The sequence below is a fragment of the Fructilactobacillus ixorae genome (genome assembly GCF_024029915.1).
GTDB lineage: Bacteria > Bacillota > Bacilli > Lactobacillales > Lactobacillaceae > Fructilactobacillus > Fructilactobacillus ixorae.
Window position 1 is genome coordinate 526,823 of record NZ_CP097478.1, and the last position, 24,252, is coordinate 551,074.

22 protein-coding genes and 1 other annotated feature are annotated in these 24,252 nt (G+C 49.0%); of the genes, 18 read left to right on the top strand and 4 right to left on the bottom strand.

What is annotated here, in order from left to right; genetic code table 11:
• Positions 1-10: 10 nt before the first annotated feature.
• The 4 genes from M8332_RS02490 to rpsD all read right to left on the bottom strand — a co-directional run bounded on the left by M8332_RS02490 (position 11) and on the right by rpsD (position 2,771).
• Positions 11-292 carry a hypothetical protein gene (locus tag M8332_RS02490; protein ID WP_252780616.1) on the bottom strand — a complete coding sequence of 94 codons (282 nt, stop codon included), beginning with the start codon at positions 290-292 and terminating at the stop codon, positions 11-13.
• Positions 285-1,595: a replication-associated recombination protein A gene (locus M8332_RS02495; RefSeq protein WP_252780617.1), complete on the bottom strand. Its 1,311-nt coding sequence runs from the start codon at positions 1,593-1,595 to the stop codon at positions 285-287. Before M8332_RS02495 ends, M8332_RS02490 begins: the two co-directional genes overlap by 8 nt.
• A 22-nt stretch (positions 1,596-1,617) precedes the next feature.
• Positions 1,618-2,067: a YueI family protein gene (locus M8332_RS02500; RefSeq protein ID WP_252780618.1), complete on the bottom strand. Its 450-nt coding sequence runs from the start codon at positions 2,065-2,067 to the stop codon at positions 1,618-1,620.
• A gap of 98 nt (positions 2,068-2,165) precedes the next feature.
• A complete protein-coding gene (gene rpsD / locus M8332_RS02505) occupies positions 2,166-2,771 on the bottom strand; it encodes a 30S ribosomal protein S4 (RefSeq protein ID WP_252750051.1) in 606 nt (201 codons plus the stop codon).
• 331 nt (positions 2,772-3,102) lie between these two features.
• Here rpsD and ezrA point away from each other — a divergent pair, with 331 nt between their 5' ends.
• From ezrA to M8332_RS02595, 18 genes are all read left to right on the top strand, one after another.
• Positions 3,103-4,812, top strand: a complete 1,710-nt coding sequence (ezrA, locus tag M8332_RS02510) for a septation ring formation regulator EzrA (RefSeq protein WP_252780619.1) — start codon at positions 3,103-3,105, stop codon at positions 4,810-4,812.
• A 66-nt stretch (positions 4,813-4,878) separates the two neighbouring features.
• Positions 4,879-6,024 carry a cysteine desulfurase family protein gene (locus M8332_RS02515; protein WP_252780620.1) on the top strand — a complete coding sequence of 382 codons (1,146 nt, stop codon included), beginning with the start codon at positions 4,879-4,881 and terminating at the stop codon, positions 6,022-6,024.
• Between the two features lie 35 nt (positions 6,025-6,059).
• On the top strand, positions 6,060-7,283 hold the full coding sequence (thiI, locus tag M8332_RS02520; RefSeq protein ID WP_252780621.1) for a tRNA uracil 4-sulfurtransferase ThiI: 1,224 nt from the start codon (positions 6,060-6,062) through the stop codon (positions 7,281-7,283).
• A 33-nt stretch (positions 7,284-7,316) separates the two neighbouring features.
• Positions 7,317-7,811, top strand: a complete 495-nt coding sequence (gene tpx / locus M8332_RS02525; RefSeq protein ID WP_252780622.1) for a thiol peroxidase — start codon at positions 7,317-7,319, stop codon at positions 7,809-7,811.
• Positions 7,812-7,869: 58 nt separating this feature from the next.
• Positions 7,870-8,073, top strand: a binding site (T-box leader).
• 54 nt (positions 8,074-8,127) lie between these two features.
• Positions 8,128-10,809, top strand: coding sequence for a valine--tRNA ligase (locus M8332_RS02530; protein WP_252780623.1), 2,682 nt, complete (start codon positions 8,128-8,130; stop codon positions 10,807-10,809).
• Positions 10,810-10,858: 49 nt separating this feature from the next.
• Positions 10,859-12,163, top strand: a complete 1,305-nt coding sequence (locus M8332_RS02535; protein WP_252780624.1) for a bifunctional folylpolyglutamate synthase/dihydrofolate synthase — start codon at positions 10,859-10,861, stop codon at positions 12,161-12,163.
• A 92-nt stretch (positions 12,164-12,255) separates the two neighbouring features.
• The gene (locus tag M8332_RS02540) at positions 12,256-13,269 is read left to right on the top strand and encodes a rod shape-determining protein (RefSeq protein ID WP_252780625.1); all 1,014 of its coding nucleotides are present in this window, start codon (positions 12,256-12,258) and stop codon (positions 13,267-13,269) included.
• A gap of 57 nt (positions 13,270-13,326) precedes the next feature.
• A complete protein-coding gene (gene mreC, locus M8332_RS02545) occupies positions 13,327-14,172 on the top strand; it encodes a rod shape-determining protein MreC (protein WP_252780626.1) in 846 nt (281 codons plus the stop codon).
• A 9-nt stretch (positions 14,173-14,181) separates the two neighbouring features.
• Positions 14,182-14,706 carry a rod shape-determining protein MreD gene (gene mreD / locus M8332_RS02550; RefSeq protein ID WP_252780627.1) on the top strand — a complete coding sequence of 175 codons (525 nt, stop codon included), beginning with the start codon at positions 14,182-14,184 and terminating at the stop codon, positions 14,704-14,706.
• Positions 14,707-14,719: 13 nt separating this feature from the next.
• Entirely contained in the window at positions 14,720-15,397 is a 678-nt protein-coding gene (locus M8332_RS02555) for a septum site-determining protein MinC (protein WP_252780628.1), read from the top strand.
• Positions 15,398-15,399: 2 nt separating this feature from the next.
• Positions 15,400-16,197, top strand: coding sequence for a septum site-determining protein MinD (minD, locus tag M8332_RS02560; protein WP_252780629.1), 798 nt, complete (start codon positions 15,400-15,402; stop codon positions 16,195-16,197).
• A gap of 46 nt (positions 16,198-16,243) precedes the next feature.
• A complete protein-coding gene (yfmF, locus tag M8332_RS02565; RefSeq protein WP_252780630.1) occupies positions 16,244-17,518 on the top strand; it encodes an EF-P 5-aminopentanol modification-associated protein YfmF in 1,275 nt (424 codons plus the stop codon).
• Positions 17,496-18,764 (top strand): EF-P 5-aminopentanol modification-associated protein YfmH, encoded by a 1,269-nt coding sequence (gene yfmH / locus M8332_RS02570; protein WP_252780631.1) that lies wholly within the window; start codon positions 17,496-17,498, stop codon positions 18,762-18,764. The genes yfmF and yfmH overlap by 23 nt, the downstream gene beginning before the upstream one ends.
• Before the next feature lie 66 nt (positions 18,765-18,830).
• Positions 18,831-19,727 (top strand): helix-turn-helix domain-containing protein, encoded by an 897-nt coding sequence (locus tag M8332_RS02575; RefSeq protein WP_252780632.1) that lies wholly within the window; start codon positions 18,831-18,833, stop codon positions 19,725-19,727.
• 61 nt (positions 19,728-19,788) lie between these two features.
• A complete protein-coding gene (gene pgsA / locus M8332_RS02580; protein WP_252780633.1) occupies positions 19,789-20,376 on the top strand; it encodes a CDP-diacylglycerol--glycerol-3-phosphate 3-phosphatidyltransferase in 588 nt (195 codons plus the stop codon).
• A 39-nt stretch (positions 20,377-20,415) separates the two neighbouring features.
• The gene (locus tag M8332_RS02585; RefSeq protein ID WP_252780634.1) at positions 20,416-21,657 is read left to right on the top strand and encodes a competence/damage-inducible protein A; all 1,242 of its coding nucleotides are present in this window, start codon (positions 20,416-20,418) and stop codon (positions 21,655-21,657) included.
• Positions 21,658-21,788: 131 nt separating this feature from the next.
• Positions 21,789-23,348: a ribonuclease Y gene (gene rny / locus M8332_RS02590; RefSeq protein WP_252780635.1), complete on the top strand. Its 1,560-nt coding sequence runs from the start codon at positions 21,789-21,791 to the stop codon at positions 23,346-23,348.
• A gap of 87 nt (positions 23,349-23,435) precedes the next feature.
• Positions 23,436-24,245, top strand: coding sequence for a TIGR00282 family metallophosphoesterase (locus tag M8332_RS02595; protein WP_252780636.1), 810 nt, complete (start codon positions 23,436-23,438; stop codon positions 24,243-24,245).
• The last annotated feature ends 7 nt before the right edge of the window (positions 24,246-24,252 follow it).

Sequence of the window (24,252 nt, forward strand, 5' to 3'; positions counted from 1 at the left end):
ATAGCAGTGCCTAACGATTCATAAAGGGGATTAAGCAGAATTCGGGAATTAAGCACCCACCACAACCCGCAATCAAGGCAATTACCAACAGAATTTGATTGTCCAAGCAGACGGCAATCACCGTCACCAGGGCAATCAGGAGTAGGCCACTGCCACTAATGCGGAGGAGGCGTTGCAAAGCTGGGTAGCGTTCGGGATGAAACAGCAGAAAGGGCCGCTTTTGGTGGCGCAAAAAATAACTGCCATTCACGACTAGGAGAGCTGCAAAGACAAGGGCTAAGCCATTAATCATGATGTTGATCCTCCTGATCCTGGTTGTGAGAAGTTGGATGGTGCTGAGCCTGCCATAACTTCTGGTACTGTTTGGCATACGCCCGCTCCATTTTCCCCGTTTCCTTAGGTTGGTAGTACTGCGCGTCTTTTAACTGGTCGGGCAAATACTGCTGGTTGACCCACCCGTTTTGAAAGTTGTGTGGGTATTGGTAACCAGTGTGCCCCAGTTCTGTGGCGCCTTTAAAATGGGCATCACGCAGATACGGTGGAATGGCACCGTAATTACCAGACCGGACGTCCGCCAGGGCACCCTGCATGGCATCCATGGCGGAATTGGATTTGGGAGAAAGCGCCAGTTCAATGAGGACGTTGGCGACCGGAATTTGGGCCTCCGGAAGGCCCACGCGTTCGGCAGCTTGGAGGGCAGTGACGGCCCGCGCCGCAGCTGGGGGATTAGCTAGGCCGACATCTTCGTACGCGATGACCAAGAGTCGTCGGATGAGCGAGGTTAAATCGCCCGCTTCAATTAAACGCGCCGCGTAGTGCAGAGCAGCATTGGGATCAGAGCCCCGGACTGACTTTTGCAGGGCCGACAGGACGTTATAGTGGGCGTCACCGTCTTTATCCTGGGTGAGAGCCTGTTGTTGTAAACAGGCCTCGACATCACTAAGGGTGACCCGAATCTGCCCGTCGGTTTTGGGCGTTGAGCGGACGGCGAGTTCAAGGGCGTTGAGCGCGCTCCGCAAATCACCGTTGGTGCGGTGGCTGAGGAAGTTACGGGCATCGTCAGCCAGGTCGACGGGTTCCTTACCAAGCCCGCGCTCGCGATCTTGTAATGCCCGGTCAATCGCCGTGTTGATGTCAGCACTAGCCAATGGATGGACCGGAAAAATCTGGGTCCGGGACCGAATGGCGGGACTAATGTTAATGTACGGGTTCTCGGTAGTCGCCCCGATTAAAATAATTTGGCCACTCTCTAACAGGGGGAGGAGAAAATCCTGCTTGGTTTTATCCAAGCGGTGAATTTCGTCTAACAGGAGGACAACCGTCCCACTCATTTTGGCTTCCTCTGCGACAATTTGCAGGTCTTTTTTGGTGTCCGTTGCTGCATTTAGCGAGCGAAACGCATACTGAGATGATCCGGCAATGGCACTGGCGATGCTCGTTTTCCCCGTTCCGGGCGGTCCGTAGAGAATCATCGAGGAGAGGAGGTGAGCCTTAACCATGCGGTTGATGATTTTGCCGGGTCCCACCAAGTCAGCTTGCCCGACGATTTCTTCAATTTTAGTTGGTCGCATGCGATAGGCAAGTGGTTTTTGCATATTCAAGCCTCATTAGAAATGATTAGTGATGAAAAAGACGGTGCCAAAATGAAGGGGTCTTGTCAGGTTTAGCGGTGGGTTCGGGGGTTGTTTTAAATTGGACGTCGGCAACGTTAAGCGCCGTTGCAGCTGCCACCACAATCCCGGCTTGTTCCGGTTCCGTTCCATATTCGGCACTGTTTTTTAAAGTATACTTTGCGTGCAGACGTGCTGCAATTTTGAGGTAGGGACTCTGGTCCGCTTGGGGTAAATTACCATTAATTAGTAATCCGTAATCAGAGTGGTCCTTTAGGAGCGCTTCGACCTGAGTCGGGGCTTCTGGATTAGTTACAGCGGCTACGGGAATCACTAGGGCGACTCGTTCACGAAAGGTTCCAAGGTAGCGCCGTTGTTCATCCGGATTAATTTGGGGGGTTCCACCATTAATGGCCTGATCCAGTCGGGCTTGAACATTATTTTCGGTTGGCATCATTGTCCTCCTTTAACATGGTTGGTTAGGTTTCATTGTAACATCAAACGCAGGATAACAAAAAAGCGACCTCGCACGAGATCGCTTTGAGCGGCACTTTTTTAACGGTTGTAAAATTCAACCACGAGAGAAGTGTCAATGTTAGCATTCAATTCATCTGGTTGTGGTAGGCGCGTTAAGGAACCTTCCAACTTATCAGCGTCGAAAGAAACATAAGTTGGGCGACTAACTACCGCTTCAACAGCTTCTTTGATGATGGCTAAATTCTTGGACTTTTCGCGAACCCCAATTACTTGACCAGGTTCAACTTCGTAAGAGGGAATGTCAACGCGCTTGCCGTCAACCGTAATGTGACCGTGGTTAACTAATTGCCGTGCTTGCCGACGAGTAGTAGCTAACCCTAATCGGTAGACAACGTTATCAAGCCGTTGTTCCAACTTAATTTCGAAGTTATCACCGTGCTTACCTTCCCGAATTTTACCAGCCTTTAAGAAAAGGGAGTAAAATTGACGTTCCGTTAAGCCGTACATGTAACGCATCTTTTGCTTTTCACGGAGTTGAATCCCATATTCAGAAAGCTTTTGACGCCGACCTTGACCGTGCATACCAGGAGCGTAAGGACGACGTTGTAATTCCTTACCAGTTCCTGATAAAGAAATGCCAAGGCGCCGAGAAATTCTCCAGCTTGGTCCAGTATATCTAGACATAAATAAATCCTCCAATAAAATAATTTGGAGTAAAATAACCAAATGTACATTTAGTATTCGTGCATATCTCTCAGAACTTTCACCTTAGCAGCCGGTGGGTTACTAATTAAACTATTCTAATGATAGCAAAGACATGTTGACGAGCTTACCATGTACCGCTGCATTATTTTACACATAAACCATTTTAGGGTAATTTGATCCCGCTGTCAATGAAAGGGGTGGTTTTTCTCGGAGGCGAGCTGCTTTACGGGGCCTTTCTATGGTATAATTCAATCAGCAACCTGAGAGCGAAAATCAGTTCACAAATCTAATTAGGCAAAGGTCGGAAATCATGTTAAACGTTATTATTGGGATTATCGTGATCGTGGTAATTATTTACATTGCAATCGTGCTGTACCAAAAGACTTTGTTAAAGCAGGGCAAAACCATGGAGGCGGAATTAAACCGGCTCCAGCAGCTGGATTTACCCGAGCAGTTAACCAAGGTGAAGCAGCTCGTGCTAACAGGGGACTCGTTAACTCGGTTAGAAACGGCCGAACGGGATTACGAACAGGTGCGCCAGTCTCAGTTTCCCCAAATTGCCCAGGACCTAACGGCAGCAGAGCAAGCCGGCAAGGGGCTCAACTTCTTAAAAACGCGGGATGACATTGACAATGCGCACGCAGAACTCGAATCTGCCGCGAAGACCCTCGACCAGGTGCAAGCAACGCTGGGCAATCTGCAAAAAATGGAACAGAAACACCAGCAGGCCGTGGTCGAGTTACAAACAAACTATCAAAAGCTGCGGACGACGTTATTAAATGATAACAGCGCGTACGGTCCGGCGCTTGATGCGCTAGAACAGCAATTATCAGACATTGAAGCCCAGTTTGCCGAGTTTACCACTTTGACGCAGCAAGGGGACCATCAAACGGCCGAAAAATTACTGGTGAATTTAAAAGAAGCAACGACGAGACTTGAGCAGCAGATGCGCACGATTCCAGAATTATACCAGTTGAATCACGTTCAGTTTGTGAACCAACTGATGGAAATCAAGTCATCCTATGCTAAGGCAAAGGCAGAGGGCTTTTGCTTTGCGAATGACGTGTTTCCAGCGACCTTGCAAGAGTTGCACGAGGCGGTTCAGGCTAATTTAGAAAATATCAAGCACCTTGATTTGGACGTTGTCAAAGATCAGGACCAAGTGATTAGTGAGCAAATTAATGGTTTGTATGATCAACTGGAAGCCGAGATGAAGGCCCGCTTATACGTCGATAAACACGCCCCGGTGATTGCTCAGTTTATCCAACATGCCCACCGGCAGAACCAGACGTTGAGAGCCGAACTAGAGAGGCTTAGTCATAACTACTCTTTGGAACACGATGAACAAGCAACTGCGACGGGACTGGGAGAGCAGATTGACCTGATTAATCAAAAATACCAGGACGATCAACAGCAGATCACCGACCAGCGTGCCGTCTATTCTCAAATCGCTACCGACCTCAAGCAGTTTCACCAGGACTTAACTAAAATTGAAGAGAAGCAACGAGCTTTGAACGCTTCAATTGCGGACTTTAGTGCCGAAGAGCAACGGGCGCATCAAGTTTTAGACGATTTGACGTCCGAGTTACATGCAATTCGCCGGCGGATTGATAATTTGAATCTTCCGGGTATTCCAGCTGATTACACTGAGTATTTTGACGTTGTTGCGAACGAAGTCCAACATTTGAAAGCCACGATGAATAAAGTTAAGATTAGTATGGATGACGTACAGAAGCAGTTGACGCAGATTCAACACGACCGGGACACGTTACAGACGAAAACGAATGATTTGATTGATCAAGCAGCGTTAGCTGAACAAGTGATTCAGTATGCGAATCGCTATGCTGCAACAAACCCCGCAGTCTCCAGTGCCATTCAAACAGCACAACATCAGTTTGATGATGATTATCAATACGAAGCGAGTTTAGCGACCATTGCGAATGCCCTTGACCAGGCAGAACCGGGGGCCTTTAATCGCATCGAAGAGAACTATTATAAGAACAAAGCCCAAGCAAATTAAACCAATGAGAGCCAGGTCGCAACTATGCGCGACCTGGTTTCGTTTTTGAGGAGGAGCTCAGAGAGCATGATTTATTTTGATAACAGTGCGACTACGAAGGTGGATCCATCCGTTCTAGCTACCTATCAACAGGTCAGTGAAAATTACTGGGGGAATCCGTCTAGTTTGCATAACTTTGGTGAAAAAGCCGAGCAGTTGCTACGCCAATCACGCCGTCAGATTGCCACACAATTAGGGGTACAACCGACAGAAATTTACTTCACGAGTGGTGGAACGGAGGGCGATAACTGGGTCTTAAAGGGAACCGCCTTTGCTAAACGCCAGTTTGGTCGGCACCTGATCACGACCGAAGTCGAACATGATGCCGTGAAGCAGTCAATGCAGCGGTTAGCTGAACTTGGATTTGAAATCACTTACTTGCCGGTGGATGGGGAAGGCCGGGTTAACCCCGCCGACCTGGCTACTGCTATTCGTCCGGAGACAACCCTCGTGTCGGTGATGGCAGTTAATAATGAGATGGGGGCGGTGCAACCGTTGGACGAACTGGCAGCAGTGTTAGCGGATCACCCTAAAATTCACTTTCACGTTGATGCCGTCCAGGGAATTGGGAAGGGCTTGCACCAACTGATTTTTAACGACCGGGTTGATTTTATAACCTTTTCCGGCCATAAATTTCATGCTCCCCGCGGCGTTGGGTTTATTTACGCGCGGACCGGTAAATACCTCATGCCCCTTTTCGATGGTGGGGGACAAGAACGGGGACAACGGAGCGGGACGGAAAACCTGCCCGCAATTGCGGCCATGGCGAAAGCGGTCCGGCTAGTCAAGGACCATGAGGAACAAACGGTTGCACACGAGCAGGGCCTCCGCCGGGCGTTACGTGATTATCTCCAGCAGTTTGCAAAGGTCCACCTCTTTTCAGGAACCGGTTCGCACTTTGCCCCCCACATCCTGTGCTTTGCAATTGAGGGTGTAAAGGGGGAAACAATCGTGCACACGTTTGAGGAAGCTGAAATCTACCTCTCGACGACCAGTGCATGTTCGTCGAAAAAAGGGGAAACTTCTAGTACACTAAGAGCAATGGGAGTTAATCCAGAAATTGCGAAAGGCGCCGTTCGGATTTCACTCAGTGATCAAAATACGATGGCTGAGGTGGAACAGTTTAAAACGGTCTTTGCCCGGCTCTATGAGCAATTTAAAGCCCTCAGTTAAAACCACCTTACGATTAAAGGAAGTGACACAAGGTAATGGAATACAGTGAAATTATGGTTCGCTACGGAGAACTCTCTACGAAGGGAAAAAATCGCAAGGAGTTCATCCGGCAGTTAGGCCAAAACATTCGGAACGTTTTAAAGCCGTTTCCAGCGGTGGTTGTCAAAGCCCAACGGGATCGGTTACACGTGCTGTTACACGGGCAAGCAGCGACACCGGTGCTGACGGCACTGCAGAAGGTGTTTGGGATTGAAACCTTCTCGCCGGTAGTTAAGTTACCTAAGGATGCCAGTTTGGAAACCATTCAAACGACGGCAGCTACGATGATCCAGGAGCACTACCAACCGGGGCAAACCTTTAAGATTGCCACCCGGCGCCAAAATAAAAATTATCCCCTTAACACTTATGGGATCGACGACGGAGTGGGAAGCTACATTTTAAAGCAGTTTCCCAAGATGCAGGTTGAAATGAAACACCCTGATTTTAAACTGCAGATTGACGTGCGACTGAGCGGGATTTACCTTTCGAGCGTCACCATTCCGGGGGCAATTGGGTTACCGGTCGGAACCGGCGGTCGGGCCACGATGATGTTGTCTGGCGGGATCGATTCTCCAGTAGCAGCCTACATGGCGATGAAACGGGGTGTTAAAGTGGATATGATTCACTTTTTCAGTCCCCCATACACGAGCCAACAAGCGCTTGCAAAGGCCAAGGATCTGGCAGCAAAACTAGCCGCCTTTGGAGGCACGATTGATTTTATCCAAGTCCCCTTTACCAAAGTTCAAGAAACCGTGAAGGAACAGGTGCCCGAGGGGTATCTGATGACGATTCAGCGTCGGATGATGTTGCGGTTGGCGGCTGCCATTACGCTGGACCGGCACTGCAACGGGGTCTTTACGGGAGAATCGCTGGGACAAGTAGCTTCACAGACGTTGGAAAGCATGCGCGTAATTAACGACGTCACTTCGTTACCAGTTTTACGCCCGTTATTATCGCTGGATAAAACGGAAATTATTAAAATTGCTAGAGACATTGATACTTATGATTTATCCATCATGCCCTTTGAAGATTGCTGTACGATTTTCACGCCGCCCACCCCAAAGACCAAACCCGATCTAGAAAAAACCCGAAACTTTGAGCAATTAATTGACGTCGATGGGTTGATGAATGAGGCACTGGCCGGGATTGAGGTTACCAAGATTAACGTTGGAGATGACTACCTCAACGCCCAAGAAGACGTGTTTGCTGAACTACTATAAAAGTCAGTGAGAACACAACCAGGAGGAATAACCATGCAAGTGAAGTTAATGGCGCAAACGGTATCGTTATTAGGAACCCCACCCGCTGTGGGGGATTTATTGCCCGATTTTACGGTGATTAATGATCAGGGCCAACCAGTTACTGCACCAGATTTACTAGGCAAGCTTATGGTGCTGTGTGCAGTTCCAGATTTGAATACGGACGTTTGTAGTCTAGAAACCAAAAAATTTAACCAGCAGGCAGATCAATTTCCAAAGGCCCGGTTTGTAACGATCTCCAACAATCGGCTCGCGGAACAAACCGATTGGTGTGCGGCTGAGGGCGTGCAAAACCTGGAGATTTTGTCAGATGAACCGGGCTCGTTCGGTAAGGCAACCGGGTTATACATTCCCAGCTTTAAACGCCTGGCGCGGGCGGTGTTTGTGGTAAATGCCGAAGGGCAGATTACCTACGAAGAAGTGTTAGCACAGGTTGCCTCCGAGCCGGATTATGCCGCTGCCGTAAACGCGTTACAACAACTGTACTAGGCTGCGTTTAAAAGTAGTTGACGAATTTGGGAAAGTTAAGTATATTATGGAACGAATACTAAATGCAGTGAGCAAGAGGCAGTCTGCGTCGTCATTTGTAGGGAGAGAACGCTAGTGAGAAGTTCTTAATGACTGGAGACTGTGTAGCTTGGGAGCAGGGATAGCAACTTTGGTTGGTATCAACGGGTGCCACCGTTATTGGTTTAAGTTGGGATTAGATCATAATCCAATTTAGGTGGTACCGCGAGCATTCGTCCTATTGTAGGGACGGGTGCTTTTTTTGTAACTCGGAAAGATCAATAAATGAGGTGATTGCATGGACAAGCAAACAGCAGAAGCAACAACTGAGATGTCAACGAAATTTGATCCCCATGCCGTAGAGCATGGGATGTACCAAAAATGGGTTGACGAGGGCGTTTTTAAACCCAGTGGTGACCAACAGGCCCAACCCTATTCAATCGTGTTGCCCCCACCAAACGTGACGGGTAAGCTCCATTTAGGGCACGCGTGGAATACGACCTTGCAGGATATGTTAATCCGGCAAAAGCGGATGGAAGGCTACGATACCCTGTGGCTGCCGGGCATGGATCATGCGGGGATTGCCACTCAAGCTAAAGTGGAGGCCATGTTACGGGAGAAAGGGATTTCTCGCTATGACCTTGGTCGTGAACGGTTCATCCAACAGGTTTGGGAGTGGAAGGATAAGTTTGCTGCTACGATTCACGAACAATGGGCGAAGCTCGGCCTCTCACTTGATTACGATCGCGAAACTTTTACCCTCGATGACGGGGTTTCAAAGGCCGTACGCAAGGTGTTCGTAGACCTCTACAATCAAGGACTGATTTATCGGGCTAAATACATCATTAACTGGGATCCCCAAGCGCGAACGGCTTTGTCAGACATTGAGGTTGAACACCAAGATGATCAGGGCGCGTTTTACCACGTTAAGTACCAATTTACTGGGGACACGACCTTTAATGGCAAGGACTACATTGAAATCGCCACCACGCGGCCAGAAACCATGTTTGGGGACGTAGCGGTCGCCGTTAATCCAAGTGATGAGCGGTACCAGGAGCTCGTAGGTAAAACGGTAATCGTCCCATTAGTTAACCGAGAAATTCACATTATTGCTGATCATTACGTTGATCCGGAGTTTGGGACGGGAATGGTTAAAATCACGCCGGCTCACGATCCCAATGACTTTAAAGTTGGAAAGCGCCACGATTTAGCCGAAATTAACACGATGAATGAGGATGCCTCGCTCAACGAAAACGCTGGCAAATACGAGGGAATGGACCGGTTTGTTGCGCGTGAAGCGATTGCCAAGGACTTGGAAGCTGAAGGAGCAATGTTGCGGGTAGAACCAATCGTGCACTCGGTTGGCCACTCCGAACGGACTGGAGTGCAGGTGGAATCCCGGCTTTCAACCCAGTGGTTTGTTAAAATGAAGCCCCTGGCAGAAGCCGCGTTGAAAAACCAACAGACTGATGATGCCGTTAACTTCGTACCTGAACGCTTTGAAAAGACCTTTAGTCGGTGGATGGAAGACGTCCACGATTGGGTAATTTCGCGGCAGTTGTGGTGGGGACATCGGATTCCTGCTTGGTATCACAAAGAAACCGGGGAAATGTATGTTGGTGAAACAGCCCCGAAGGATCCGGAAAACTGGGTTCAGGATCCGGATGTGTTGGATACCTGGTTCTCGTCTGGATTATGGCCCTTTACGACGATGGGCTGGCCGGATACTGATGCTCCCGATTTTAAACGGTACTTCCCGACATCAACGATGGTCACGGGGTATGACTTGGTGTTCTTCTGGATTTCCCGGATGATTTTCTTGAGTCTCCACTTTACGGCCCGGCGGCCGTTCAAGGACGTGCTGTTGCACGGCCTTATTCGGGATGAACAGGGTCGGAAAATGAGTAAGTCCCTCGGAAACGGAATTGATCCCATGGATGTGATTGACCAGTACGGGGCGGATGCCCTCCGGTGGTCTCTATCAACGGGAACGACTCCCGGACAGGACGAACGGTTCAGTTACGATAAGATGGACGGCTCGTGGAAATTTGTGAATAAAATTTGGAACGCCAGTCGATACGTGATTATGAACCTAGGTGAGATGACCAAGCCGACCCTCCCATCCGCTTCCGAATGGAATCTGGCGGACCGGTGGATCTTGGCACGGCTGAACCGTACGGTGGCACACGTGCGAGAAAACTACGATAAGTATAACTTTGGAGAGGCGAACCGCGCCCTGTACGATTTTATTTGGAATGATTTTTGTGATTGGTACATCGAGATGAGTAAGGAAACGCTCACGGGAGATGACGAGCAGGCCAAAGCGAACACTCGCAACGTGCTTGCGTACGTGTTGGATCAGTTCTTACGGCTCTTACATCCAGTGATGCCGTTTGTGACGGAAAAAATCTGGCTTTCAATGCCGCACGTCGGAAAATCATTAGTGACGGCCGCATATCCAGAAGTGCACGCGGACTTTGAGAATGCAACGGCTGAAAGTGACATGGCGCACCTGATCGAGATTATTAAAGCCATCCGTAACATTCGGGCCGAAGCGAATGCACCGTTGGGTCGGCCCGTGGACATTTTGATTAAGACGAACAATGCCGATTTGAAACGGGTCTTAGAAACCAACCGCGAATCCTTAGAACGCTTTGGGCACCCGCGCCAACTTGAAATTGGACCAGACGTGGTTGCTCCGAACCTGGCAATGACGGCGGTCGTTACGGATGCTGAGATTAGCATTCCACTGGCAGAACTAATTGATTTGCACGATGAAGTGCAACGCTTGACCAAGGAAGTCGAGAAGTTCCAAGCAGAAGTAAACCGCGCCACCAAGAAGCTCGCTAACGAGAAGTTTGTGGCAAACGCTCCGGCAGAAGTAGTAGCCGAAGAACAGACGAAGCAAGCTGATAACGAGCAAAAATTGGCAGCAACACAACAACGCTTAGCCGAAGTGCAAGCTGCTTTAGCAGAATAACGCAAAACAAGTCCAGATGAGTCTGGGCTTGTTTTGGTAAGGAGTAAAAATGATGACAGATTACCAGGCGGCCCTGCAATACATCCACAGCCGTCCGCGGATTCAAAAGGAAGCTTCCCAGCGTCGGATTAACGAGCTCTTGCGCCGCCTAGGCCATCCCGAACGGCAGCTTTCGACGATTCACGTGGTGGGGACCAATGGCAAGGGGTCCGTCGTGGCTTACTTACAACAATTATTACAGGTCAGCGGCCGCCGGGTGGGCACGTTTACCTCTCCGTTTATCGTCCGTTTCAACGAACGGATGATGATTAATCGGACCCCCATTCCAGATGCCGAGTTAACCCGGCTAGTTGCCCACGTGAAACCACTGATAGCCGCGATGGAAGCCCAGGATTCGACCCTGGGACCCTCGGAATTTGAAGTGATTACCGCCCTGATGTATCAATACTTTAACGAGCAGGGGGTTGACCTAGCAATTGTCGAGGCCGGAATCGGCGGCCAATCGGATTCGACGAACGTGGCCGATCGAGCGTTGTTAACCGTGATCACCACGATTGGACTGGATCACATGCAGATTTTAGGGAACACGGTTGCAGCGATTGCGCGTGACAAAGCTGGGATGATTCGGAAGCAGGTTCCCACGGTGGTCGGCCGCCTCCCTGCGGAGGCCAATCACATCGTGCAGACAATTGCACAGCAGCGCCAAAGTCCTTTGTTTCAACTTGACCGGCAGTTTAGGTACCAGCCCCAAACGCGCACCAGTTTTTCCTTCCGGGATTCGCAGGGCATAATTCCGAATGTGCCTACACACATGCTGGGTGATTTTGAAATGGAAGACGCTGCGCTTGCGATTGCTGCGTTTCGGACGTTAAGTCAGACGACCTTGCAACTTGCTCCGGGGCAAAGTGCCCGCATAGTGCGCCAAGCAATCAGACAGACGCGCTGGCCGGGACGGATGGAAGTGGTCCATGCCAATCCGAAAGTGTTACTGGATGGGGCCCATAATGTCTTGGCCATCAACCAGTTGTGTGAAACCCTGGCCGCGTTTCCCGAGCGCACCCTGAACGTGGTGTTTGCAGCGTTTGCTGACAAACAATTTCACCAAATGCGCACCCGGTTAGCGCAAGAACCGCGGGTGCACCTGTACCTAACGACGTTTCAAGGCAGCGGAACGCGGAAGAGCGCGCCGCTTCAACCAGCGGATGCGGTTACGGGGACGCTAATTCCGGAGTGGAAAACGGCCGTGCAGACCGCCATGCAAGCTACTCCGACCGACGGGATGACCATCGTGACCGGGTCCCTATTGTTTATTTCGACCGTGCGGAACTGGTTCTTGCAAGGAGATAAACCTTAAAGAATTGCTAATAATTTTAAACGGGAACCGTAACGGCACGCATTATGATATACTGTGATTATTAAAAAGAAATTAAATCTTATCATAAAGGGATGAACGTTTTGTTTGGATTAGGAACTAAGAACATTGGCATCGATTTAGGGACTGCCAATACACTTGTATACGTCGAGGGAAAGGGAATCGTCCTCCGCGAACCTTCCGTTGTGGCCAAAAATGCGAAAACGGGGGAAATTGTCGCAGTTGGAAACGAAGCCGAAGAAATGATTGGGCGGGCTCCAGCTAGTATTGAAGTTATTCGCCCCATGCGCGACGGTGTGATTGCGAACTATGACACAACCGTTACGATGCTGAAGTACTACATCGGCAAGGCCTTGGGAAATCGGAATGTGAAACCGTACGTGATGGTTTGTGTCCCAAGCGGCATTACAACCGTGGAAAAACGGGCCGTGATTGATGCCACCCGCGTGGCCGGTGCTCGGGACGCGTTCGTAATGGAAGAACCATTTGTAGCTGCGGTAGGAGCAGGGCTACCCGTAATGGATCCGACGGGAAGTATGGTGGTTGACATTGGTGGGGGAACCACAGATGTTGCTACCCTTTCCCTTGGGGGCATTGTTTCATCGCGTTCGATTCGGATGGCGGGTGACAAACTGGACGAAGCCATTGTGTCGTACGTTCGGAAAAACTACAACTTATTAATTGGAATCCCAACTGCAGAACAAGTTAAAATTAAAATTGGTTCGGCTTCGATTGAAAAAGCACGACAAATGGAAGGCGAAACGATTCGCGGTCGGGACTTGTTGACGGGCTTACCAAAGTCAACCGAAGTGACGGCGGAAGACGTGGCCACGGCCATTCACGAAGGCATTTTAGAGATTATTAATGCAATTAAAGAAACACTAGAAGCAACGTCTCCAGAAATTTCTGCGGACGTGGTGGACCACGGCATTGTGTTAACTGGTGGGGGCGCTTTAATCAAGAACCTCGATGAGGTCATTGCTGAAGCTACCAAGGTTCCCGTTAGTGTGGCTCAGGATCCATTGGATTGTGTGGCGATCGGAACCGGTGAATCATTAAAGAGCATGGAAGTCATGAAGAAAAAATAAAACAAATAAGCGGGCTCCCCCGCTTATTTGTTTTACAGCAGTGAATGGGAGATTGATATGCATAAGCTTTTTTCAAGCCGCAGTTTAGTGATTGTAGTGATTTGTTTAGTCCTAAGTGTCGGTTTAATTAGCGGAACGGTTGCAATTCGTAACCACCGTGCCACTCCACCGTTCTTACAAAGAATTGGCAATGATGTGGCTGGCATTGGAAATCAAACTCTGGGATTTCCGGTCGGCGTGGTCAATGGTTTTTTGGCAAATACCAATGATTTAATTAACACCTACCACGAAAATCGGATTTTGCAGGGGAAAGTGGATCAAATTGAAGCCACGCAAACCCAAAATAAGGCGCTTAGCACTGAAAATCAACAGCTAAAACGGCAACTGAAATTGGATAAAACCCTTACGGATTACGCGACGGTGAATGCCAGTGTAATTGCTCGGACGCCCTCTAACTGGCAACAACAGCTAATTATTAACAAGGGGCGGGTCTCTGGCATCCAAAAGAACATGCCGGTGGTAGTTAACCAAGGACTGATTGGTCGGATTAGTGAAGTTAATGACACCAATAGTAAGGTCGAGTTGATCACGGATAGTGGTGACGGAGCGAACCGGTTTGCGGTGGAAGTTGCTGGGGAAAAGGGCCCGATTGATGGGTTGATTTCTGGCTACGATAATGGTCGTAACGAACTCGAAATGGGGAGTTTAACTTCCAAAGACAAGATTAAAAAGGGTGCCAAGGTTATGACCAATGGACTGGGTGGCACGACGCCAAAGGGTCTGTACGTTGGAAAAGTGACCGGAGTTTCGGGGGCTGCAAACGGAATCTCGGAACGGATTAACATTAAACCAGCCGCGGATACCCGGAGCATTGACGTAGTTTCTGTCCTCGGAAAGAAATAGGAGGAGCTCATGATGAAGCGACGAAAACAGCATTTCCTGTTTCCAATCGGCTTAGTGATTGCCTTTGTCTTTGAGGGTTCGATCATGCACTTTTTTTCGACGCTCTTAGCCGGGACCTTTCCAATGGTTCCCTATTTGACCATGCTGTGGTTTGTGTATGCCATCCTGTTTGTCCGAGATTTGCACCAGTTACATTTATACTGGTGGGCCTTTGGAATTGGGATTGGATACGATTTGTATTACATTGGCGTCCTCGGGATTTATACCTTTATTTTTCCACTCATTGTGTACGTGACTAAGTTAATGACGATGTACATTGAAGAGAACGTTGTTAGTGGAACCTTAATCTATCTGATTGATGTGATTATTGTGTTAATATTAGGTTACGGGGCCGGACGAATTGCGCACCTGGTTTACTTCTCGGGGGTGCATTTCATGGCCTTTGCGTTTGGTCCAACGATTCTGCTGAATCTAATCATCTTTTTATTGTTGTATTATCCAGTGAGTTTGTTGTTTGACCAATATCGATCATAGGAGTTCTCGACGTATGAAAAGTGTAACGTTAAAGGGAAGCCAAACGGGCTTTCAAGTTATTATTGATGATGAAGCTGATTTTCACCAGGCAATCCACGAATTTCATGAATTGATGAACCAGTTGGCAACCAAGAATCGCGAATCGGCTGCCACTCAAATCGGCTTTACAATTTTGTCAGGGAATCGGGCCCTGTCTGCGGATCAAAAGCAGGAGCTCCGCGATATCACGGGCAAGTATGGCAACTTAGTGATTACTGCCTTTCAGGCCAACGTAATGTCAAACGACGAGGCCTACCATCTGCGTGATGAAAATCGGGTGACGATTATTGATCAGACGATTCGCAACGGTCAGGACCTCCGGGTTAAGGGAGACGTCCTGTTTCTAGGAACGATTCACCGGGGCGGTCGGCTCATTACCAATGGGAACCTCTTTAGTATGGGCAAGGTGGAAGGCATCGTCCAGGTGGGGTTTCCGGTTGATGAGAGTAAACTGGCCATTGGAGATTTTCACGAAGCCCAACAGGTCCGGATCGGCGAACAAATTGAAATCATCGCTGACCAAAAGGAACCGTTAGCAGCTGATGTGCGAACGGTTGTGCACGTTAATAATTTGCATAGTATTGATTACAGTAATTTGGATAACATTAAAGCAATTAGTCCAAAATTCTTTAGTAGAATTGGAGGAATCTAACGATGGGTGAAGCAATTGTGATCACATCTGGAAAAGGTGGGGTCGGGAAAACCACAACTTCCGCCAACTTAGGAACCGCCCTTGCCCTCATGGGGAAAAAGGTCTGTCTAATGGATTTAGACATTGGTTTACGGAACCTCGATGTGGTCCTCGGGTTGGATAACCGGATTATGTACGACATTGTTGACGTCGCGGACGAGCGGGTTCCCTTGTTCAAGGCTCTGGTAAAAGACAAGCGGTTTGACGGGAACCTGTATTTATTACCAGCCGCCCAAAACACCGATAAGAACGCTTTAAACGAGGATCAGGTTAAAAATATGGTGGCGGAATTAAAGCCACAGTTCGATTACGTTTTGATTGATTGTCCAGCCGGAATTGAACAGGGCTTTTTAAATGCCGTGGCCGGTGCGGATAGCGCCATCATTGTCACCACGCCCGAGATTTCGGCGGTTCGGGATGCTGATCGGGTGGTTGGTCTCTTAGAGAAGCACCCTTTAAAAGAGCCTCCACGGCTAATTATTAATCGGATTCGGCCTAACATGATGGATAATGGAGACGTGATGGACGTTGACGAAATTACCCACCATTTAGGGGTAAAGCTACTTGGAATCGTGATCGATGATGATGAAGTGATCAAAACATCTAACCATGGCGAACCAATCGTCTTAAGTTCGGATCACTTGGCAGCCAAAAGTTACCAAAATATCGCCCGACGGGTAACCGGTGAAACGGTGCCGTTGATGCCGATTAAAACGGCGCGCCCAAGTTTTTGGAATCGTCTAAAACATCTGTTCAAGTAGGAAAAAACCCTTAGAGTTTTCTAAGGGTTTTTTAATTGGAGGAAATATGGAAACCACACAGACCGAACGGTTACATGTAACGCAGCAACCAGGCGCAAAATTTAAAACGACGACCGTTGCCATTGACTTTGTGGCGCCCTTCGCCCAGCAGAAGCTGGAACAGCGCCTGTTGCTCGCGGAATTAATGGAAAACTATAGTGAACACTATCCCAGTAAGCTGGCGGTCGCACGCCGGTTGGCCGAACTATATGGCGCCCAGTTTGGCACCTCCGTTTTTCGAATGGGGCAGCAGGCGGTTGTGCGTTTTTTGATTAGTTTTGCTGACGAACAGTACTTGCCGACCAGCGTTGACTTAAGTCAGCAAATTGCCGCGTTTTTGCGGGAAATGATTTGGCACCCGTGGTTCGTGCAGGGACAGTTTCCAGAACGGGTCTTTCGTTTGCACCAGCAGAACGTAGTTAATTACGTACGTAATCTTGATGACGACAAGAAGTATTATGTTGGGCGCGAGCTCCAACGGTTGTACTTTACGGATGATCCGGCGCTGGGGCAGAGTATCTTTGGCAGGGTGTCCCGGTTAGCAGCGCTCTCTAACGCCGCGGTGGCTGATTATTATCAGGAGATGTTAACCACTAATTCGGTGTTTGTATCGGCACTTGGAAGTTCAGCTCAGGCGGTCGTAACTGCTTTGCAACCGGACTTAGCTTCTTTAACTGGCCCAGCGCCCGTGCCTCTCCGCTTGGTGCCTTACAAACCAGCTCAGCTCCAGGTTGGTTCAAAACGGGTGGCACAACAACAATCGTTATACCAACAAGCGTACGCGCTTCCCATTTTACGGACGGATTCCGCGTACCCCGCCGCAGTTGTTATGAATGGGTTGCTAGGCGGGACGGCGGTGTCGTTAATGTTTCATGACATTCGGGAACGTGAAAGCCTTGTGTACTATATCAATAGTAACTATAACGCGCTCCTGGGTGAAGTGACCATCCAAAGTGGGATTGACGGGCACCACCAGGCCCGCGTGCAGGAATTAATTCAACAGGAGATAGCACGATTGATCGACCAAACTTACTCAGACGAAGATTTAGCCCGCGTTAAACAGGTGCTCGTGTCAAACTTCAGGAGTAAGGACGATAGTCCCCGGCGCTTGCTTAACCAACAGGTGCTAACCGCCATGTTTGGGACCCAACCGAACGCGGACTGGGAGGCAAAGCTCAACCAGGTTTCGAAAGCAGAGATTAGTGCAGTTGCTCAAAAGCTCCAGCTGCGGGCGAGCTTCTTTTTGAAAGGGGATTCTGATGCAGAAACAAAGTTACCCTAAGTACCAAGAAACAGTTTATTCAACTAGGTTAGCCAACGGGATGCAGGTGATCGTCAACCCCAAACCGCAGTTTAATTCAACCTATGCTATGTTGACGGTGGGATTTGGATCGATTGATGTCCGGCTTTCTAACCGCCAGCTACCAGCCGGGATTGCCCATTTTATGGAACATAAGCTCTTTGAAAAGCAGACCTATGACGAAAGTGATCGGTATGCTGCCCTGGGAGCGAACGACAACGCCTTTACGAGTTTTAGTCAAACCAGTTATTTGTTCACGGCGACGAGTAACGTGCTGGCCAATTTACAGGTCCTGTTGGATTTGGTGTATCGTCCCTACTTTAGTTCCGCAAAAATTGCTAAGGAGCAGGGGATTATTGGACAAGAAATCTTGATGTATCAAGATGATCCGAATTCCCGGCTCTACTTTGATACGATTGCTAACCTGTATTCGCATTCCCCCCTTAGTGCAGATATTGCTGGAGACGTTCAATCCATTGCTCAGATTACGGAAGCGGATCTGTACGCGACCTACCGTCAGTACTACCAACCGGCCAACCTGACTCTGACCATTTGTGGACCGGTGACGCTGACCAAGCTCCTGCCCCTGTTTCACGACTTACCAAAGGGACAGTCGCAACCAGACGAGTTACACCGGTTACAGCAACAAACCAAGCTGGCAATTCAAACCAGTTCCGTAGTGCCGCAAACCACCACGACTTTGGATGTACAAACTCCAAAAGTCGCCGTGGGATACCGGGGACCGGCGCCTATAGTGACCGGCCGGGCCCTTGCGCAACAGGAGTTGGCGTTTGGCATTTTTTTGCAGCTCTTATTTTCCGAGGATTCTGATTTTTACCAACAACTCTATGCAGAGGGAATCTTGAATGATTCCTTTGGCTTTGATTTTGACCTAGAAGCTGCTTATCACTTTTTGATTCTAGCCGAGGATACAACCAATCCGGACCAATTTTGTGAGCGCATCACCGCTGTGATTGAGAGCGCGTTGCAGTACCCAGACCAGTTAGCAACGCAGTTTGAGTTGGTTAAGAATGAGGAGGTGGGTGAGCGGATTGCGCAGATGAATTCGGTCCCAGCCACGGCCAACCAACTGGGCGATCCGGTGAACGGGTATACCAATCTTTATGATGAAATCGCAATCATTACCCACCTCGATTTAGCTACCGTAGTGCACACCGCGACTCAATTCTTCAAACCAAGTCAACGAACCATTAATTTGATTAGGTAGTTAGCATGTTTTCCCGATTCTTGGTGTGATATACTGGCAGTAAATTAAGGAATTGGAGTGGAAACCATGAGTGAAGAAAACAAGCAACCCAACACCACGTCCGTTGGCGCGCAATTAAAATCCGCCCGGGAGCAAGCCGGGATTTCAATTGATGAATTACAGAAACGAACTAAGATTCAAAAGCGGTACCTGATTGCCATTGAAAACGGTGATTTTCAGGAATTACCAGGTCAGTTTTACGTGCGCGCCTTTGTAAAGCAGTATGCCAATGCCGTTGGGTTAAACGGGGAACAATTTTTACAGGCTGCGAACTTAACTTCGGCCCAGGCTAATCCCGAAAAGGCCCCATTACAAACAACGGCGACCCCAGCGGACGCAGAACACCCAACGGAAAGTCGCACTAGCAATTCCGGGGTAAAAGAGCCCGCAACCCAAGTTGACAAACGCAAGTTAACGCCCATCATTGCCTTGGTCGTTGTGGTGATGATTGTGGTAGCCGTGGTCATATTTGCGGTTGCAAAGACGAAACAGGAAAGTAGTACTGCGGCGCCGGCCAATTCCAAGGTGACGGTTACAAATAATGATGCGAAGTCTAAGCACAAGACCAAAAATCAGAAACAAGCAAATCTAAAAGCCGGCCAAACGGAAATCAAGGTGGTTCCAAACAGTACGAGTGATTTTACTGTAAAAACTGGGAATGCAACTTCCAAGCTGGAGCTAGGGGCTTCACAAGCAGCCAATGCGACGGTGAAGGTGAACGGCAACCAAGTATGGACGGGAACTTTGAACCAAACCGCCGGTCATCAAGTTGACCTCCCGAAGGATACGAAAGAGGTTAACATTCATTTAGAGAATGCTCCCGTTTCGAACGTGAAGTTAAATGGTCAGCAGGTCGTGTTACCACAACCAGCCGCTGGTCAAGACGCAGCGAAACGTGATATGAACTTTAAATTTGAAGCATAATCAACTAAAATGGCGGCCTGTGTAAAAGCAGGGCGTTATTTTCGCTTTGAGGAGGAGCACCATGAATTTACCAAATAAACTAACCATGTTTCGGATTGTTTTGATTCCCATTTTCATCCTGTTATTGGCACTTCCCGTTAGCATGGGGACCGTGGTTCTAGTGGGAACCATGATTCCCCTAAATCAACTGTTAGCAGCACTGGTATTTATCATTGCCGCTCTGACGGATTTCTTAGACGGGCAAATTGCGCGGCGAGAACACCTCGTAACGAACTTTGGCAAGTTTGCGGATCCCCTAGCCGACAAAATGATTGTGATGTCAGCGTTCATCATGCTCGTGGGAGTAGGGGACAATAACGTGGCTGCTTGGATTGCAGCAATCATTGTTTGTCGGGAACTAGCGGTGACGGGCTTACGGCTCATCATCGTGCAGAATAACGGGACCGTGGTTGCAGCGGACTGGTCGGGGAAAGTTAAGACGTTCTTCGAGATGATTAGTGTGATCATCTTACTGTTAAACAACGCCGGGTTTAATAACCTGAACCTGCCCGCCGGCCAATTCTGTTTGTACATTGCCCTCATTGCGGCCGTTTACTCTGGAATTGAATACTTCGTGAAAAACCGGCAGGTGTTTGCCGATTCCTTTTAAGGAACTAGGGAGTCAACTGAATTAGAAAGAAGTTTAACCATGAAAGCAGAAATTATTAGTGTCGGTACCGAACTCCTCTTAGGGGAGATTGTAGACACCAGTACTCCGTTTATCGCGCAACATTTAGCCGATTTAGGGATTGATGTTTACTACGAAGCGACGGTTGGGGATAACCGCAAACGGTTAACGGAAGCAATCCGGCAAGCTGAACAACGCAGTGACTTGGTCGTATTGACTGGGGGGCTGGGCCCAACGGAAGACGATCTTACCAAAACGCTCCTCGCCGAGTTATTAGACCGTCAGCTGGTAACAGACGGGCCGGCCCAAGCCAAACTGGATGAGTTTTACACTGCGACCGGGAAGCCGAAACCCACCCACGCGGACCTAATGAGCCAGTTCATTGCCGGTGCCGATGTGTTACCCAACCAGGTGGGCTTTGCCGTGGGGATGTTTTTGACCACTGAGAACTGTAACTACTTGGTACTGCCAGGACCACCAGCAGAGTTACAGCCCATGTTTGAACAGGAGGCGGAACCGCGCCTGGTCCAGCTCGTGACGGGAAAACCGGTAATCTCATCTCGAGTCCTCCGCTTCTTTGGAATTGGGGAACCCGCGTTAGAGGATCGGTTGCGTACGTTGATTACCAACCAAACCAATCCGACGCTCGCTACCTACGCTAAACGCAATGAGGTGACCCTACGAATTACGGCGAGTGGAAATGATGCTGCCGAGGTTGCTAAGCAGTTGCAGACCGCGATTGACGCGGTTCTCGCGCGCGTCGGGACTTATTTCTATGGCTACGGTGATGATAACTCGCTTGAACAGGTTGTGGTTGGGTTATTACGGCAGCGCCAGCTCACAATCACTGCGGCTGAATCCCTCACCGGGGGGTTATTTCAGAGTACGCTTGCGAACGTGCCAGGCGTTTCAGCGGTCTTTGCCGGTGGTTTTGTAACTTACTCGGCCACCACAAAAGAACAACTGGTGCAGGTGCCGGCCACCACGATTGCTGCAAATGGCGTTGTGTCCAAGGAAACCGCCACGGCAATGGCACAGGGGGCCCAGCGCCAGTTGCACACCGATTTGGCGGTCGCATTTACGGGGGTTGCTGGACCAGGTGGCGCCGATGGACATCCTGCCGGCGACTTTTGGGTGGCGTTAGCCTTACCAAATGGGACAGTCCAGACGAAACAGGTTCGGTTTGCGCGGGACCGGAACCTGGTCCGGGACTATGCCGTAAAAACGGGGTTAAAAATGATTTATGATCAGTTAGCACGTTAATTACAGCTGAGATTGCGTGCTTTTTCACAGTCTTAGTTGACAGTCTTTTTTTTTAACATTAAACTGGATAAGTGGTTAGCACGTAAGTACTGACTGTGACAGAAAAATTCAAGTGATACGGGGGGAAAATAATGGTAATTGCTATTGTTGGATGCGCCGCTATCGCTATGATTGTTGGTTTTTTAATTGGGCAATTTACTCACAAACGAACGGTTGAAGCAAAGTTAGATGCCGCTCACCAGAATGCTAATGATATTTTAACGGATGCACAAAGACAGGCTGAAAAACAGTTGCAAGCGGCAACTGCAAAGGCTAAACAGGATGGGAATGCTTACCGAGCAAAGGTCGAAAAGAACCTCAAAAAACGGCGGGCGGACATTCAACGTCAAGAAGATTATCTTTTGAAGCGGGAAGAAGCGTTGGATCGCAAGGATCAGGCGTTTGAAAAACGGGATGATAATCTTAATCGGTTAGAAAAAAAAATTAGTAACGAGAAAAAAGCACTTGAGAAAAAGCAACAAGATGCAGAAGCACTTATCGCAAAACGGCAGGCCGAAGTAACACGAGTGGCTGCTTTAACGGAAGCAGAAGCACGTGATTTGGTGATTGATGAAACGAAACGCTCCCTAGCAGACGTCCGGGCGCAGATGATTAAGCAAAACTATGAATCTGCCAAGGAAACGGCGGCGTGGGACGCGAAGAACCTGATTGTTGAAGCGTTGCAACAGAGTTCAGCGGATATCGTTTCAGAAACAACCGTTTCCGTTGTTACCCTCCCGAATGATGATATGAAGGGAAGAATCATCGGTCGCGAGGGTCGCAACATTCGGACTTTTGAAACCGTAACGGGGATCGATCTCATCATCGACGACACCCCGAACGCGGTGGTTTTGAGTGGATTTAATCCAATCAGAAGAGAAGTTGCCAAGTTAGCCCTTGAAAAATTGATCAAGGATGGTCGGATTCATCCCGCTCGGATTGAAGAAATGGTTGAAAAAAGTAAAAAAGAACTCGACCAACAGATTCAAGAAGAAGGGGAAACCGTCATCTTTGACCTAGGGATTCATGCGATGAATCCTGAGTTAGTCAAACTCGTGGGCCAGTTGAAATATAAAATTTCATATGGTCAAAACGTCTTGTCCCGCTCAATTCAAGTGGCGAAGTTAGCTGGAGTTTTTGCAGCTGAGTTAGGTGAAGATGTAACATTAGCAAAGCGCGCAGGATTATTGCACGAGATTGGAAGAGCCTCGGCCAGTGGCAGTGACGAATCGTACGTTGAGGCGGGCGTTGATATTGCCAAGAAGTACGGTGAAGATCCAGTGGTGATTGATGCGATTCGCTTAGGAAATCAGGAAAATGAACCCCACAGCCTGATTTCTGAACTAGTTGATGTGGCTGATCGGATTTCGATGGCTCGTCCCGGAGCGAAGAGTGAGTCACTGGAAAGTTTTGTCCACCGCTTAGAAAAGCTTGAGACGATTACCAATCGCTTCCCTGAAGTCGAAAAGAGCTACGCCGTCCAGGCCGGACGCGAAATTCGGGTGATTGCGAAACCAGAAAAAATTTCGGATTCCCAAGCAATTGTCCTGGTTCGAGAGATTAAGGATCAAATTGAAAACGAGATGAACCATCCTGGTCACGTGAAGGTCAAAGTAATCCGAGAGGTTCGTTCCGTCGAATATGCAAAATAAAGGCTGGTTAGTACCAGTCTTTTTTTATTTCCAAATTTCCATGGTAAAATAGAGAGAGACAGAATAATTTTAGATGGGCGGCGGAGCATGCAGTTTTTATTTTTAGGTGACGTAGTGGGCGACATGGGAATGCAGATGGTGACCCAATATCTGCCCCAGTTAAAAAAGGACTTTAAGCCCCAGGTGACGATTATAAACGGTGAAAATGCGACCAACCAGGGGCGCGGCATTACGCAAGCTCGTTTTAAAGGTCTTATGAAGGCCGGGGCGGACGTGGTTACGTTGGGAAACCACGCCTGGAATAACCAAGAAATTTTTACTTTCATTGATCAAACAACTAACTTGCTCCGCCCCCTGAACTACCCGGGGGCGCGCGTGCCCGGGCATGGGGTTTGTCGGTTAAACGTTAACGGCACCCCCGTGGCCATCATTAATCTCCAAGGTCGCGTGTTCATGGAGGGCACCGATGACCCGTTTGCGGCCGTCGACCACTTAGTAACGGAACTGCACGCCGCCGGAGTTCGGGTGATTTTCGTTGATTTTCATGCGGAAACGACTAGCGAAAAAAAGGCGATGGCGCTATTTTTGACCGGACGGGTTTCGGCCGTTGTGGGGACGCATACCCACGTGCAAACGAACGATTCGCAGATCTTAGACCATCAGACCGCCTTTTTAACCGATGCCGGAATGACCGGCCCCGCCGCTGGGGTAATCGGGATGGAATCCCAGCCAGTCATTCAAAAATTCCTAACGGCCCGACCGCACCGGTTTACCGTTCAAACGACGGGAGCGGGAATCCTCTCTGGATGTGTGCTTAACGTTGACGCGCAAACCGGACGGGCCAAAAAGATTCGGACCATTTTGATTGATGCGGAGCACCCGTACCAAAACGTTTAAGGGAAAG

Excerpts from the sequence above, each read along its gene's own strand:
- M8332_RS02490 (WP_252780616.1), bottom strand. The coding sequence starts at position 292 with ATGATTAATGGCTTAGCCCTTGTCTTTGCAGCTCTCCTAGTCGTGAAT.
- M8332_RS02495 (WP_252780617.1), bottom strand. The coding sequence starts at position 1,595 with ATGCAAAAACCACTTGCCTATCGCATGCGACCAACTAAAATTGAAGAA.
- M8332_RS02500 (WP_252780618.1), bottom strand. The coding sequence starts at position 2,067 with ATGATGCCAACCGAAAATAATGTTCAAGCCCGACTGGATCAGGCCATT.
- rpsD (WP_252750051.1), bottom strand. The coding sequence starts at position 2,771 with ATGTCTAGATATACTGGACCAAGCTGGAGAATTTCTCGGCGCCTTGGC.
- ezrA (WP_252780619.1), top strand. The coding sequence starts at position 3,103 with ATGTTAAACGTTATTATTGGGATTATCGTGATCGTGGTAATTATTTAC.
- M8332_RS02515 (WP_252780620.1), top strand. The coding sequence starts at position 4,879 with ATGATTTATTTTGATAACAGTGCGACTACGAAGGTGGATCCATCCGTT.
- thiI (WP_252780621.1), top strand. The coding sequence starts at position 6,060 with ATGGAATACAGTGAAATTATGGTTCGCTACGGAGAACTCTCTACGAAG.
- tpx (WP_252780622.1), top strand. The coding sequence starts at position 7,317 with ATGCAAGTGAAGTTAATGGCGCAAACGGTATCGTTATTAGGAACCCCA.
- M8332_RS02530 (WP_252780623.1), top strand. The coding sequence starts at position 8,128 with ATGGACAAGCAAACAGCAGAAGCAACAACTGAGATGTCAACGAAATTT.
- M8332_RS02535 (WP_252780624.1), top strand. The coding sequence starts at position 10,859 with ATGATGACAGATTACCAGGCGGCCCTGCAATACATCCACAGCCGTCCG.
- M8332_RS02540 (WP_252780625.1), top strand. The coding sequence starts at position 12,256 with ATGAACGTTTTGTTTGGATTAGGAACTAAGAACATTGGCATCGATTTA.
- mreC (WP_252780626.1), top strand. The coding sequence starts at position 13,327 with ATGCATAAGCTTTTTTCAAGCCGCAGTTTAGTGATTGTAGTGATTTGT.
- mreD (WP_252780627.1), top strand. The coding sequence starts at position 14,182 with ATGATGAAGCGACGAAAACAGCATTTCCTGTTTCCAATCGGCTTAGTG.
- M8332_RS02555 (WP_252780628.1), top strand. The coding sequence starts at position 14,720 with ATGAAAAGTGTAACGTTAAAGGGAAGCCAAACGGGCTTTCAAGTTATT.
- minD (WP_252780629.1), top strand. The coding sequence starts at position 15,400 with ATGGGTGAAGCAATTGTGATCACATCTGGAAAAGGTGGGGTCGGGAAA.
- yfmF (WP_252780630.1), top strand. The coding sequence starts at position 16,244 with ATGGAAACCACACAGACCGAACGGTTACATGTAACGCAGCAACCAGGC.
- yfmH (WP_252780631.1), top strand. The coding sequence starts at position 17,496 with ATGCAGAAACAAAGTTACCCTAAGTACCAAGAAACAGTTTATTCAACT.
- M8332_RS02575 (WP_252780632.1), top strand. The coding sequence starts at position 18,831 with ATGAGTGAAGAAAACAAGCAACCCAACACCACGTCCGTTGGCGCGCAA.
- pgsA (WP_252780633.1), top strand. The coding sequence starts at position 19,789 with ATGAATTTACCAAATAAACTAACCATGTTTCGGATTGTTTTGATTCCC.
- M8332_RS02585 (WP_252780634.1), top strand. The coding sequence starts at position 20,416 with ATGAAAGCAGAAATTATTAGTGTCGGTACCGAACTCCTCTTAGGGGAG.
- rny (WP_252780635.1), top strand. The coding sequence starts at position 21,789 with ATGGTAATTGCTATTGTTGGATGCGCCGCTATCGCTATGATTGTTGGT.
- M8332_RS02595 (WP_252780636.1), top strand. The coding sequence starts at position 23,436 with ATGCAGTTTTTATTTTTAGGTGACGTAGTGGGCGACATGGGAATGCAG.